Origin of the sequence: Streptomyces sp. NPDC002602 (assembly GCF_042889445.1) — a bacterium.
Taxonomy (GTDB): domain Bacteria; phylum Actinomycetota; class Actinomycetes; order Streptomycetales; family Streptomycetaceae; genus Streptomyces.
Genome location: NZ_JBIAQX010000001.1, coordinates 876058 through 889439 on the forward strand (window position 1 = coordinate 876058; position 13382 = coordinate 889439).

Sequence of the window (13382 nt, forward strand, 5' to 3'; positions counted from 1 at the left end):
CAGGCTGGGAGGATGCCTGAACTGCCCGAGGTCGAGGCTCTGCGGGAGTTCCTCGACGAGCACCTCACCGGACGGGTCGTCGAACGCGTCCTGCCGCTCGCCGTCAGCGTGCTCAAGACGTACGACCCGCCGCTCACCGCCCTCGAAGGCCGCCCGATCGGGCCCACCGCGCGGTACGGGAAGTTCCTGGCCCTGAGCGTCGGCGGACTCCACCTCGTCACCCATCTGGCCCGGGCCGGCTGGCTCCGCTGGCAGGACGCCATGCCCGAGCAGCCTCCGCGTCCCGGGAAAGGCCCGCTCGCCCTGCGCCTCCTGCTGGAGGGCGGCGGCGGCTTCGACCTCACGGAGGCGGGCACGCAGAAGCGGCTCGCGGTGTACGTGGTCCGCGATCCGCAGGAGGTTCCCGGCATCGCCCGGCTCGGGCCGGACCCGCTGGCCGAGGACTTCGATCGGGACGCCTTCGCCGCGCTGCTGGCGGGGGAGCGGCGGCAGATCAAGGGGATGCTGCGCGACCAGGGCGTCATCGCCGGGATCGGAAACGCGTACAGCGACGAGATCCTCCACGCGGCCCGCGTCTCGCCGTTCAAGCCGGCCGCCTCCTTCGACGAGGCGCAGGTGACCTCCCTGTACGAGGCCGTCCGGAGCACCTTGCGCGAGGCGGTGGCCCGGGCCCACGGGGTGGCCGCCGGGCGGCTGAAGGCCGAGAAGAAGAGCGGCCTGCGCGTGCACGGCCGGACCGGGGAGCCCTGTCCGGTGTGCGGCGACACGGTGCGCTCGGTGTCCTTCGCCGATTCCTCGCTCCAGTACTGCCCCACCTGCCAGACGGGCGGCAAGCCACTCGCGGACCGGAGGCTGTCCCGGCTCCTGAAATAGCCGCCTCCCGCCGCGACCGGCCGCGTAGAATCCGCCACCATGGCCGAGCACCAGCCGCCGCCCCGGCGGGAGATCGTCACGGGGGTGCCGCGCGGCGCCCGCCGCAGGCCGCCGCACACGCCGGCCCGCTCCGAGATCTCGGAGCAGACCACCCTCGGGGCCACCTACGTGCGAGCCCTGATGCGCAGTCAACTACGCGCCGGGCTGGGTGCGTTGGCCGCTCTCCTGCTGCTGGTGGCAACACTGCCGCTGCTGTTCCTGCTGCCGCGCGTGGGCTCGGGGCCGCTGGTCTGGGTGGTGCTCGGTCTGCTCGTGTATCCGGTGATGTGGCTGATCGCCCGGTGGTACGTGACGCGGGCCGAGCGGAACGAGGCCGACTTCACCGGGCTGGTCACGGATCCCGCGGAGGCCCCGGGGCCACGCCGCCCGCAGTAGTTCCCCTGGCGAGCCGTCCCCGCCGCACCTCAGAACAGGTGCATCGCCAGGTGGCCCAGCGGCAGGCCCAGTTGCCAGGCCGGGGTCCAGATGCGGGCGTTCTCGTCCAGCACCGGAGGCATCTCCTCGGGCTCGTGCCGGTCGGGTTCGAGGTTGGTGGCGAACAACTCGGTGCGGTCCAGCCACCGCCAGGCGGCGCGGGCCAGCTCCAGGTCGGCGTTCGCGCCGTCGTCGCGCGCCCGGTCGTCCTCGCCGAGTTGCAGGAAGCGGGTCTCCACCCAGTCGCGCCAAGGGTGTCCGTACGCCGTCAGTGACATCCACTCGTCGAGTTGGGAGACCACGCGGATCCCGGATAGCTCGCCGGCGGCGTCCGAGAGGTAGATGGTCAGCGCGAGCGTGTCGCGTCCCGCGCGGAACTCCTGCGTTCCGGCCGGGATCAGCCGGCCCGTGCGCAGCAGCTCGTCCGCGATGTACTCCGCGTAGAGCCATGCCATGGGCACCGCCAGCCCACCGCCACTGGTGCCGTTCAAACCCTCGGGCTGCACCGTTCCACCCTCTCTCGCGTGTCGAGCGTCCCGTCGTCAGCCCCGAGCCTTCACCGAGCGACTCGCGGAGCGGGGGATGTTTACTCAACTTGAACGCTCTGATGCCGATTTCGATGCGCTTGATGTCCGATCCGTGCGCATTCGAGACATTGGTTGAGCGGTTCGGGACGGCTCTCCACCCGGCCGGGGCAGCTCAGGCGCCGAGTCCGTACCCCTGGAGTCCCTTCCTCAGGGCGCGCAGGGCGTAGTACGTGCGGGATTTGACGGTGCCAGCCGGAATCCCGAGTTCCGCCGCGGCCTCGGCCACCGACCGGTCCTGGAAGTAGACCTGCATCAAGACCTCGCGGTGCTCCGGCCCGAGGGTGCCGACAGCGCGCCGCACGTCGATCGCCGTGACCGATCCGGCCACCGCGTCCACGGGTACCGGCGCCTGCTCCAGGCCGTCCGGCTCCACTTCCTGCGGCCGGGACAGCCGGGCCCGGCGCGCGTCGATCGCCAGTCGCCGGGCGACGGTGAAGAGCCAGGGCCGCATGGAGTCGTGGCTGCTCGCCAGCACCTCGGGGTGCTGCCAGACCCGTACGAGGGTCTCCTGCACGAGGTCCTCGGCGCGTTGCGCGTCCCCTGCCGTGAGGCCGAGCAGGAAACCGAACAAGGCTCGCCCGTGGTCGCGCTGGAGTTCGGCCAGCGCCTCGGGATCCGTGCGCCGCAGGGTGGGGGAGGTTGGCACGAGGGCTCCTTCCGAGGTTTGCCGGCGTCCGCTGGGGAGCCCGCTCGGGTCCGACGCGTTCACCCTGACCTGCGCGGAGCCGCCCCGGAACCGTCCTGCGCCGCTGTTGCGCCCAAGCACCCGGGTCGTCCGGTGGGCGGCCGCACCGGACGGTGAACGGTCGAACGGCGCGGCGAACGGCCATCGGGGTGAGTCGGCGGTCGACGGTCGGCGCCGCTCCTTGACAGGGAGCCCCTTCTTCTATGAATTCAGATCATCGGATAGTCCTACTAATGAGAGTTGGGGCAGATGACCACGCGCACCCGCCGGGCCCTCGCGCTGCTGTCCGCGGTCCTGCTGTCGGCCGCCGTCGCGGGCTGCTCCACCTCCGAGCGATCCGCCCGCGCCCGACTCGCGCCGTCCCAGAGCCCCACACCACCGTCCAAGGCGGCCGGCGCCCCCGCGGCCGCGACCGGAGCCGCCGCGAAGGGGTTCACCCTGGTGGCGACCGGCGACGTACTGCCCCACACCAGCGTCATCCGGCAGGGGGCGGTGGACGCGGGCGGCGACGGGCACGATTTCAAGCCGTTGTTCGCGGGCGTCAAACCGGTCGTCTCGGCGGCCGACCTGGCCCTCTGCCACATGGAGACGATCTACGGCGAGGAGGGCGGCCCCTTCAGCGGCTATCCCGCCTTCAAGTCGCCCCCCGAGATCGCCGACGCGCTGAAGGACGCGGGCTACGACGGCTGCTCCACCGCGTCGAACCACACCCTGGACGACGGGGAGGAGGGGCTGGAACGCACCCTCGACCGCTTCGACAAGGTCGGTCTGGGACACGCCGGGTCGGCCCGCACGGCCGCCGAGGCCGCCAGGACCAGGCTGTACACCGCGGGCACCGCCAAGGTCGCCCATCTGGCGTACACCTTCGACACCAACGGCTACCCGATGCCCGAGGGCAAGCCGTGGGCGGTCAACCTGCTCGAATCCAAGAAGATCGTCGCGGACGCGCGGGCGGCCCGGAAGGCGGGCGCGGACGTGGTGCTGGTCAGCACGCACTGGGGCACCGAATGGCAGACCGAGCCCGACGAGAAGCAGTTGTCGCTGGGCAGGGAACTCACGGCGTCGCGGACGGCCGGACGGCCGGACATCGACCTGGTCCTCGGGACGCACGCGCACATCCCCCAGGCCTACGAGAAGGTCAACGGGACCTGGATCGTCTACGGCATGGGCGACCAGGTGGCGGGCGAGATGTACAACCACGAGGGAGACCGCGACCTGCGCGGCAGCTACAGCTCCATCGGCCGCTTCACCTTCGCCCCGCCGGCCGCGGCCGGACAGCGCTGGCAGGTCACGAAGGCCGAGTTCATCCCGCAGCTCATGGACAACGACGAGGGCAGGGTCGTCAACCTCGTCGACGCCCTGGCCGGACAGTCGGACCGCGACGACCACCGCACCGCGCACGAGGCCATCACCGAGGCCGTCCTCAGCCGCGGCGCCGCCAAGGACGGCCTGAAAGCCGTGACCCGGCCGACCCGATGACGCAGCGGACCAGGTGGGGCAGCGGACCAGGTGGCGCAGCCGACCTGATGACGCAGCGGACCAGTGGCGCAGTGGCCAGGTGACGCGGCCGACCCGGTGACCCGGACCGGGCGGAGTCGAAGCGGTCGGGCTACGGAACGACGGTGACGGGCCAGCGGCCCGCCTTGACCAGCCGGACCGCCACCGAGCCGATGATCCGGTGACCGGCCTGCTCGGAGGCGCCGACCACCACCGCGTCCGCCGTCAGCTCCTCCGCCGCGCTCACCAGCCCCGCGTACGGGTCCCCGCGGAACGTGTGGAACTGCCAGCGCACCTCGAAGATGCCCTTGAGCCGTTCCGCCGAGGCGCGGATCTCCGCGACGATGCCCTCGGCGATCTCCCCGGTCGCATCCGCCACCGGGGCGCCCAACGAGGCACCGGCCCGCATCACCGGCTGGACGTACACCAACGCCAGCAGCGCGTTCTGCCGCCGGGCCAGCCCCGCCGCGTAAGCCGCCGCCCGGAGCGAGGACTCCGACCCGTCGACCCCGGCCAGGATCACCTTCGGGCCGTCCGTACCGCGCTCGAATCCCGTGTTCACGTGCTCTGTCACGCCTCCGAGGCTAACCGCCTCGCCGCGCGGACCGGCACGGGCCTCCCTACAGTGCGAACCATGAGTGCCACCGTGGAGGAGACGCGCGGAACCCGGAACCGCTTCCTCAACCGGGTTCCCGACGCGTTCGGAGCGTTCTTCGGGGCGCTCGGGCTGTTCTGCGCCCTGCTGGCGCTCTCCCCGACGCTGCGCAGACTCCTGCGGCCCATCGTGCGCTTCCTCGACGAGTACGTGGTGCCCGTCAGCGAGAACCTCGCCTACGCCGTCTTCCTCTTCCTGCTGGCCGCCGCCCTCGGCATGCGCAAGCGGGTCGCGTGGTGGATCGTCGTCACCTATCTGGGCCTGTTGATCCTCGTCGACGTCCTGATCATCGCGGACGGGGGCTACTGGGTCGGCGGCATCTCGATGGGCGTCTCCGTCGCGGCCCTCGTCGTCCTGATCGCCGCCCGCAACGAGTTCTACGCCGCCTCCCGCCCCGGCGCCCTGTGGCGGGCCCTGCTCGTGCTGGGCCTCGGACTGCTCGCCGCCGTCCTTCTCGGCTGGGGCCTGGTCGCGCTGTTCCCCGGCACCCTGCCCAAGGGGCAGTGGCTCGACTGGGCCGCCAAGCAGGTGTTCGGCGGCCTCTTCTCGGCCCGCCAGTTCGACGGTCGCCCGCCCCGCCCCCTCTACTTCCTGCTCGGCCTGTTCGGCGCCCTCGCCCTGCTGAACGCGGCCGCCACGCTCTTCCGCTCCCAGCGACTGACCGCAGCCCTCCACGGGGACGAGGAGTCCCGCATCCGCGCCCTCCTCGGCGCGTACGGACGCGCCGACTCCCTCGGCTACTTCGCCACCCGCCGGGACAAGGCCGTCGTGTTCGCCCCCAGCGGCAAGGCCGCCGTGACCTACCGCGTGGAGGCGGGCGTCTGCCTCGCCAGCGGCGACCCGGTCGGCGACCCCGCGGCCTGGACCCCGGCCATCAACGCCTGGCTGGCGGTCGCCGGCCGCTACGGCTGGCAGCCCGCCGTCATGGGCGCCTCCGAGGACGGGGCGACCGCGTACGCCCGCTCCGGGCTCGGCGCCCTGCAACTCGGCGACGAGGCCATCCTGCACGTGGCCCACTTCGACCTCGACGGCCGCGACATGCGCGTCACCCGGCAGGCCGTCAACCGGGTCCGGCGCGCGGGCGCCACCACGGTGATCCGCCGCCACTCCGCCCTCTCCGAGGACGAGATGCAGATGATCGTCGACCGGGCCGACACGTGGCGCGACACCGAGACCGAACGTGGCTTCTCGATGGCCCTGGACCGGCTCGGGGACGCCGCCGACGGGGATTGCCTGCTGGTCGAGGCCTTCGACGACAGGGGCGAGCTGATCGCCCTGCTCTCCTTCGTCCCCTGGGGCAAGGACGGCATCTCCCTCGACCTGATGCGCCGCGACCGCTCCGCGCCCAACGGGGTCATGGAGTTCATGGTCGCCCAACTGTGCGCCGCCGCGCCCGGCCTGGGAGTGCGCCGCGTCTCCCTGAACTTCGCCGTCTTCCGATCCGCCTTCGAGGAGGGTGGCCGGATCGGCGCCGGCCCGATCCTGCGGCTGTGGCGCAAACTGCTGCTGTTCTTCTCCCGCTGGTGGCAGTTGGAGGCCCTGTACCGCTCGAACGTCAAGTACGGCCCCGACTGGTACCCCCGGTTCCTCTGCTACCAGGACGCCGGCTCGCTCGCCCGGGTCAGCCTCGCCTCCGGCATCGCCGAGGGCTTCGTCTCCGTACCGCGCATGCGCACCCTGTGGGGCAACGGCCACCCCAAGGGCCTCACCGCCCCGTCCAGCACCGCGGGCCTGCCCTCCATCGACTCCCTCGGACTGGAATCGGTGGGGGAGCCCGGCCAGGGCGCCCCGGTCGAACGACTGCCGGAGCAGGTGCGGGTCCGTCACGCCAAGCTGGAACGGATCCGGGCCGCCGGCACCGACCCCTATCCGGTCGGCATCCGACAGCGCACCCACACCGTCGCGCAACTGAAGGCCGCCCACCCCGGCTACCCGCCCGGAGCCCGGACCGGTGAAGAGGTGACCCTCGCCGGCCGCCTCATGGTCGTACGCGACCTCGGCGGCGTGGTCTTCGCCGTGCTGCGCGACTGGACCGGCGACACCCAGGTGATGTTCACGCGGGACGAGGCCGGCGCGGAGGTACTGGACTCCTTCACCTCCCAGGTCGACTTCGGCGATCAGGTCGTGGTCTCCGGTGAGGTCGGCACGAGCAGGACCGGTGAGCTGTCCGTCGTGGTCACCTCCTGGCAGCTCACCGGCAAATGCCTGCGCCCGCTCCCCGACAAGCGCAAGGGCCTCGCCGACCCCGAGGCGCGCGTGCGCCGTCGCTACCTCGACCTGATCGCCGGCCCGGAGGCACGGGACGTCGTACGCGCCCGCTCCAGCGCGGTCCAGGCCCTGCGCCAGGGGCTGCTGGACCGCGGCTACCTGGAGGTCGAGACCCCGATGCTCCAGCAGATCCACGGCGGGGCGAACGCCCGGCCGTTCCGCACCCACATCAACGCCTACGACCTCGACCTGTACCTGCGCATCGCACCCGAGCTGTACCTGAAGCGGCTCTGCGTCGGCGGCATGGAGAAGGTCTTCGAGATGGGCCGCACCTTCCGCAACGAGGGCGTCTCCTACAAGCACAACCCCGAGTTCACGATGCTGGAGGCGTACCAGGCGTTCGCCGACTACGACGTGATGCTCGATCTCACCCGCGAACTCATCCAGGGCGCCGCCACCGCCGCCTACGGATCGCCCATCGCCCACAAGGCGGACGCCGACGGCAAGCTCGTCGTCCACGACATCTCCGGTACCTGGCCGGTCAAGACGATGTACGGGGCGATCAGCGAGGCGCTGGGCGAAGAGGTCGACGCCGACACCGAGGAGCACGTCCTGCGCCGGCTGTGCGATCGCGCGTCGGTCCCGCACACCCCCGAGAACACCCGCGGCGACGTGGTGCTGGAGATGTACGAGCGGCTGGTGGAGGAGCGGACCAAGCTCCCCACCTTCTACAAGGACTTCCCCACCGACGTATCCCCGCTGACCCGACAGCACCGCAAGGACCCCAGGCTCGCCGAGCGCTGGGACCTGGTGGCCTTCGGCACCGAACTGGGCACCGCCTACTCGGAACTCACCGACCCCGTGGAACAGCGGCGCCGACTCACCGCGCAGTCGCTGTTGGCGGCGGGCGGCGACCCGGAGGCGATGGAACTCGACAACGACTTCCTGGACGCGCTGGAGTACGCCATGCCGCCGACCGGGGGCCTGGGCATCGGCGTCGACCGACTCGTCATGTTCCTCACGGGTCTGACGATCCGCGAGACGCTCCCGTTCCCGCTGGTGCGCCGCGGCTGACCGCCGCGGCTGACCGGTGCGGCTTGGGCCGGTCCGTGCGGCCCCGGCTGGTCCGTGCGGGTGAGGGGGAGTAGGCGCTCCCGCGCCTCTCGACATCTTCGACGAGGTCGTTGATACGTAGTAAGAATGAAAAATGACGAACCGACAGTAGGGCGACGCGTGCTCCTGCGCAGCGCCGTCTTCCTCGGAGTCGCCGCCGCCTCCGGGCTGCTGACCGGGGGCGAGACCGACACACAGGCCCCGAGAACCGCCGGCCCGGCCCCGGCCGCCGGCCCCGGACCCGCCGGAGGCCCACCCGCCCGCCTGCCCCAGGGCCCGCCCCCCACCTCGTACCGGCTGGCCCCGATGACCTCCGAGTCACCCGTGCGTCCGGCCGTCGCGAAGCCCGCCGTCCGAACCCGCCCCATCGAAGGGCTGCCGGCCGACCCGAGCACGGCCGGCGCCATGGTGCTCACGTTCGACGACGGCCCCGACCCCCGCTACACCCCGGGGATCCTCGACACCCTCGCCCGGTACCGGGTCCGCGCCATGTTCTTCGTCTGTGGGGAGATGGCCACCGACAACCGCGACCTGCTGCGCCGCATGGTCGCCGAGGGGCACGTCATCGGCAACCACACCTGGACCCACCCCCTGATCCCCCAACTCACCCGCCCCGCCCTCGCCTCCGAGATCGGCCGCACGAGCGACGTCGTGCAACAGGCGGTGGGTGAGGCGCCCCAGTGGTTCCGGGCGCCGTACGGGGCGTGGAACCGGGCCGCCTTCGAGATCGGCGCCGAACTGGGCATGGAGCCGCTGGCCTGGACCGTGGACTCCCTGGACTGGACGGAGCCCGGCACCACGACCATCGTCTCCCGCGTCCTCAAGGGCGCCGGATCCGGGGTGATCGTGCTGAACCACGACGCGGGCGGCGACCGGGCGCAGAGCGTCCAGGCCCTCGCCACCTACCTGCCCCAACTCCTCTCGCGCGGCTACCGGATGACCCTGCCGACCCTGCCCGCGTCGCCACCTCGCTGAGGATGCCCTCCCTCGGCGCGGCGGCGACGTACCGACGTCGATCGACCGCTCAGCGGGCCTCCACCATCCGGGCGAAGACGACCACGTTGCCGTCGTAGCCCTGGGCCTTCGAGTAGCCGCCGCCACAGGTGATCACCCGGAGTTCCGCGTGCCCGGTGTCCCCGTACACCCGGGCTCCGGGGAAGGCGTCCTTGGAGAACACCTCCACGCCGTACACCTCGAACACGGCCGTCCGCCCGTCGTACCGCTCCACCTCGATGCGGCTGCCCTTGCGGACCGACCCCAGACCGTAGAAAACGGCCGGACCCTGCGCGTTGTCCACGTGACCCACGATCACGGCGGACCCGCGCTGGCCCGGCGAGATCCCGTTGAGGTACCAGCCGGCGAGGTTCGGATCCGCCGGCGGCGGGGCGTCGATCCAGCCCGTCGCGTCCAGCCCGACCGTCATCACCGGCGCGTCCACGCTGATCCCGGGGATCCGGATGCGCTGGACCGACGAGTGCTCCAACACCTCCATGTCCGCGGGCGGCGCGGGCGGTGCTGCCGGCAGCCGGTCGGTATGCGCCCCGACCGCCGCGGCGGCGGCGGGCTGTGGCGGCCCGTCCTCGAAGTCCACGCCGTTGCGCATCATGGCGAGGCCGGTGAGCAGGACCAGCGCGAGCGCACCCCAGGGGGAGTACCTCCTCGGTCGCTGCTCACTTTCGTCCTCGGTCATGGCTCTCCCTTCCCGACGCGGGGGTCCCGACCCGCGTTCCAGTCCCTCCCCGGTACGCCCTACTTCACGCACGCTAAGGGTGCATGCGCGAGACGGCGATCGGGGAAGGGCGAACGGGTGGTGCCGCCGGACGGGGTGCGGCCATCCAGGTAATCGTCACATAAATGCCTGACGGGTCGTGACCTGCGGATCCGTCAGATGAGATGCCCGCGCTTCGGCGTGTCGCTCAACCGGGCGGCCCAAAGCCGGAAATGCGCTGGTTGCGAGCCGACCCGAGGGTTCGTGATGGGAGGCGTTCTCGTCGATCTTCCCGGGCGACCGCTCCGGGGCGCTTCCCGCTGGAGGTTCCACCATGCGTGCTTCTCGCGCTCTTGCCGTGACCGCCGCGGCGTTCGCCGTCGTCGGCCTCGGGATTCCGTTCGCTTCGGCGAACCCGGCAGGCGGGCCGCCATCAGGCGGCGGCAGCGGCCCAAGCAATGTCACGGTCAATCCGTACTCCGTTCACCAGGGCGCCACGATGCAGGTCAGCGCGGCCGGCTGCGGCCACGGTGGCACGGTCTGGTCGCACGGCAACTTTCCGCAGACGAACCTGTCGGCCGGTTCCATCGGGTTCGCGACCGTCCGCATCTTCAACCACGCGTCCCCCGGCCACCAGACGCTGTCCGTCAAGTGCCACGACAACAGCCTCGTGGCCACGCACCGCTTCACGATCCTCGACGGGCGCGGTGCGCAAGGCGGCCTGGGCGGCTCCTTCGGCCCGTCCGCCACCGAGACCGCCATCGGCGCGGGGCTGATCAGCGTCGCCGCCCTCGGGGCCGGCGTCCACGTGCTGCGCCGTCGCCGTCCCCTCGCCGGCCGGGTCTGACCGGCCGACCTCCCCGGTCGTCCCGGAACCGCCGGTCGCCCCGAAGTCCTGAACAGGACTCGGGGCGACCGGCGGTTGTCGGGCGGGCGGTACGAGTGGTGTGTACGGGCCGGGTGGCCGGTACTGGTGGTGCGTACGGGCCGGGTAACCGGTACTGGTGGTGCGTACGGGGCGGGCAGTACCGGTGGTGTGTACAGGGTGGGTGGGGTACGGCCGTGCGAGCGGATCAGTGGCCGCGGGCCGAGCGGCGACGGCGCAGGGCGTACGTCGTACCGGCCGCGCCGGCGAGCACCAGCGCGGCACCCAGGCCCAACTCCACGGGATCCATGCCGGCCACACTGCCGCCGAGGCCGCCGCGGACACCGAGTCCGGGGGCGCTGGAGGCGGGGCGGGACACGGATCGGGTGGGCGTGACGCCGGCCGTCCGGGTCGCTGTCCGGGTGGGTGTCCGGGTGGGAGCGACGGCGGGCGGCGGGGGCGGGATCGGGGCCGGCGTGCGGCGGACGCCCACGGTGGAACTGGTGGTCGGCCGGGCCGTGCCACCGGCGATCGTCAGGTCGGCGGACCCGGTCTCCCCGTTGCAGGTGAAGGAGACGGAGTACAGGGCCCCGACCCGCGCGTCCCGGTCCACGGTGACCCGTGCGGTCTGGCCGCGCGCGATGCTGACGGTGTCGAAGACCCCGGAGGAGGCGGTGGCGAACGCCGAATCGCAGCCGCTGACGGAGAGCACCGTCTGACCGCCGGGCGCGACGGTCGAGGGGGTGAGGGTGAAGCCGAACGAGGTGATGGGCGCGGCCTCGGCCGCGGAAGCGGCGGGCGCGCCCAAGGAGCCGAGCGCGAGAGCGGCACCCGTGGCACCGGCGCTCAGCAGGGCAGTGGCGGAGCTGCGTATCGCACCCATGGAGTTTCTCCGGATCCCCGAGGAGCAGCCGCGGAACGGTTTCCGCACGTGGGGGGTCGTGCGCCTCGATGCTCGCCACGCTAGGTGCGGGTGCGGTGACCCGCGATCAGGAACGGGCGAATGGGGCATGCCGGTAGGCCGAACCGGGGACGGGAGGCCCGTCCCCGGTTTGCCGACGGGCGCCGGGGTGCGGTGCCCCGTCAGTTCTCCAGGCCCAGATGCGGGAACTGGGCGAGGAACGGTTCCGCGGTCGCCGCGATGCCCCGCCCGAACGGTGCGTCGAAGTCCCAGATCAGGAAGAGCAGGAAGGCGATCAGGGCGCTGAAGAGCCCCGCCAGCAGCATCTCGCGGAACGAGCGCCGGATCTGGAGGGTGAAGATCAGCCCGACTGTCACCAGTGCGCCGGCGATCAGCCCGAACCACACCACACCGGGCATGGTGGCCCCGGCGCTCTGGCCGCGGGCGTTGCGGGCGTCGTCCACGAGCGCGACCTGGTCGACCAGCGGCTGGTAGGCCTGTCCCTCGTGGTCGGTCCGCGGCTCGTAGTCGGTCACGTCCCGGCGGATGCGTTCCAGCAACTGAGCGCTCTGGTCGGTGAGTTCACCCTTCTCCGCCATTCGCGTCCACTCCGTGTCGACCACGTGCGTCACATACGCGTCGACATCGGAGCGGATCTTCTTGCGGACGTCCGCCGGATAGACCTCGGATCGGACACTGATCTCGTGCAGGGCCTGTGATTCCTGGCGCACGTATTCCTGGGCGGCCCCGCGGCCCTCCCAGACGCCCGCGATCGCCAGGCCCAGGACGATCGCGTAGATCACCCCGATCATCATCGTCATGTACTCGATGACGTCCGGGGTCTCGTTCGGATCGTCGTCGTCGCCGATCCGCCGGTGATTGAAGAAGGCGATGGACAGCACCACGGCGCATGCCGCTGCCATCGCGAGGGACAGGACGAGCCATTCCGACAAGATGACTCCAAGACAAGGGGTAGGGAAAGGGTCGAGAGCGGGTCAGCGCGGGCGCAGCGCGACGATCGCGAGCACCGCGGGAGCCGCGGTCATGAGGGTGAAGGTGACCGGCGAGATGTGGTGCTCGACCGGCTTGCGGGCCATCGCGTGGTAGCTCGGCCGGGCCACGACCTTGGGCGGCGCGGGCGGCGGGGTCACCACGGGGGTGGGCGCCGGCTCCGGTGCGGGCTCCGGCGGCGGGGCCGCCGGCTTGTGGACCACGAGGACCGGAGGCGCGGGTGCCGCCGGCTTGGGCACGGGCTTGGGGGCGGGCTTCGGCGGCGGCTTGGGGGCCGGCTTGGGCGGCGTGGGAGGCGGTGGGGTGGGCTTGGGCTTCGGTGGCGGGGTGGGCTTCGGCGGTGTCGGTGTGGGCGTGGGGCTGGGCGTCGGCTTCGGCGGGCAGGGCGGGGGAGGCGGGGGCGGGCAGTGGTGCCCACCGTGATGGCCTCCGCCGTGGTGGCCGCCCTGACCATGGCCGCGGCCGTTTCCGCGATCGTTTCCGTGGTTGTTTCCGGGATCGCTTCCGCGGTCGGATCCCTCGCTGTTCCCCCGGTCGTTTCCCCGGCCGGCGGCGTGGCTGTTTTCGTGATGTACGCCACCTCGACCGGCTCCGCCCCCGCCCTTGCCGGCGGCCGCGAACACCCTGACGGCGGTCGTGTCGTCCCCGGTGTCGATCGTCGCGTAGGCGCGGCTATCAGCCACGGCCGGCGTGGCGGACAAGGCCGCCCACAGCAGGACCGGGACCGCCAGCAGGCGCCGGGCACAGGCTCTGTTCACCCCGGGAGCATGGGCCCGCGTGCGCCCGCGCGCGTGAAGGTCGGCTC

13 protein-coding genes are annotated in these 13382 nt (G+C 72.1%); 6 read left to right on the top strand and 7 right to left on the bottom strand.

Translation table 11 applies throughout. From position 1 onward, the window contains the following. Positions 1-12 precede the first annotated feature (12 nt). The gene (locus ACFYW3_RS03505; RefSeq protein WP_351752313.1) at positions 13-873 is read left to right on the top strand and encodes a DNA-formamidopyrimidine glycosylase family protein; all 861 of its coding nucleotides are present in this window, start codon (positions 13-15) and stop codon (positions 871-873) included. Between the two features lie 39 nt (positions 874-912). Beyond that, entirely contained in the window at positions 913-1308 is a 396-nt protein-coding gene (locus ACFYW3_RS03510; protein ID WP_389385392.1) for a hypothetical protein, read from the top strand. Between the two features lie 29 nt (positions 1309-1337). On the opposite strand, the gene ACFYW3_RS03515 is transcribed toward ACFYW3_RS03510, so the two are convergent. Together ACFYW3_RS03515 and ACFYW3_RS03520 are read right to left on the bottom strand one after the other, a co-directional pair. Further along, positions 1338-1802, bottom strand: coding sequence for a hypothetical protein (locus tag ACFYW3_RS03515; RefSeq protein ID WP_351752331.1), 465 nt, complete (start codon positions 1800-1802; stop codon positions 1338-1340). A gap of 244 nt (positions 1803-2046) precedes the next feature. Then, positions 2047-2580, bottom strand: a complete 534-nt coding sequence (locus ACFYW3_RS03520) for a sigma-70 family RNA polymerase sigma factor (RefSeq protein ID WP_351752309.1) — start codon at positions 2578-2580, stop codon at positions 2047-2049. A 288-nt stretch (positions 2581-2868) separates the two neighbouring features. Here ACFYW3_RS03520 and ACFYW3_RS03525 point away from each other — a divergent pair, with 288 nt between their 5' ends. After that, positions 2869-4098: a CapA family protein gene (locus tag ACFYW3_RS03525; protein WP_351752307.1), complete on the top strand. Its 1230-nt coding sequence runs from the start codon at positions 2869-2871 to the stop codon at positions 4096-4098. Between the two features lie 130 nt (positions 4099-4228). On the opposite strand, the gene ACFYW3_RS03530 is transcribed toward ACFYW3_RS03525, so the two are convergent. Further along, complete coding sequence (locus tag ACFYW3_RS03530) at positions 4229-4690, bottom strand: universal stress protein (protein WP_351752306.1); 462 nt, start codon at positions 4688-4690, stop codon at positions 4229-4231. Positions 4691-4750: 60 nt separating this feature from the next. On the opposite strand from ACFYW3_RS03530, the gene lysX reads away from it, so the two are divergent. Both lysX and ACFYW3_RS03540 read left to right on the top strand, forming a co-directional pair. Beyond that, the gene (gene lysX / locus ACFYW3_RS03535) at positions 4751-8053 is read left to right on the top strand and encodes a bifunctional lysylphosphatidylglycerol synthetase/lysine--tRNA ligase LysX (RefSeq protein ID WP_351752305.1); all 3303 of its coding nucleotides are present in this window, start codon (positions 4751-4753) and stop codon (positions 8051-8053) included. Between the two features lie 126 nt (positions 8054-8179). Beyond that, positions 8180-9067: a polysaccharide deacetylase family protein gene (locus ACFYW3_RS03540; RefSeq protein ID WP_389385393.1), complete on the top strand. Its 888-nt coding sequence runs from the start codon at positions 8180-8182 to the stop codon at positions 9065-9067. A gap of 49 nt (positions 9068-9116) precedes the next feature. Here ACFYW3_RS03540 and ACFYW3_RS03545 read toward each other — a convergent pair whose 3' ends face one another. Next, positions 9117-9782, bottom strand: a complete 666-nt coding sequence (locus ACFYW3_RS03545) for a class F sortase (protein ID WP_351752303.1) — start codon at positions 9780-9782, stop codon at positions 9117-9119. Positions 9783-10134: 352 nt separating this feature from the next. Here ACFYW3_RS03545 and ACFYW3_RS03550 point away from each other — a divergent pair, with 352 nt between their 5' ends. Beyond that, positions 10135-10647: a hypothetical protein gene (locus ACFYW3_RS03550; protein WP_351752301.1), complete on the top strand. Its 513-nt coding sequence runs from the start codon at positions 10135-10137 to the stop codon at positions 10645-10647. A 226-nt stretch (positions 10648-10873) separates the two neighbouring features. Here ACFYW3_RS03550 and ACFYW3_RS03555 read toward each other — a convergent pair whose 3' ends face one another. From ACFYW3_RS03555 to ACFYW3_RS03565, 3 genes are all read right to left on the bottom strand, one after another. Continuing rightward, a complete protein-coding gene (locus tag ACFYW3_RS03555; protein WP_389385394.1) occupies positions 10874-11548 on the bottom strand; it encodes a hypothetical protein in 675 nt (224 codons plus the stop codon). Positions 11549-11748: 200 nt separating this feature from the next. Continuing rightward, a complete protein-coding gene (locus ACFYW3_RS03560; protein WP_351752298.1) occupies positions 11749-12519 on the bottom strand; it encodes a hypothetical protein in 771 nt (256 codons plus the stop codon). 42 nt (positions 12520-12561) lie between these two features. Then, on the bottom strand, positions 12562-12816 hold the full coding sequence (locus tag ACFYW3_RS03565) for a hypothetical protein (protein ID WP_351752296.1): 255 nt from the start codon (positions 12814-12816) through the stop codon (positions 12562-12564). Positions 12817-13382 lie beyond the last annotated feature (566 nt).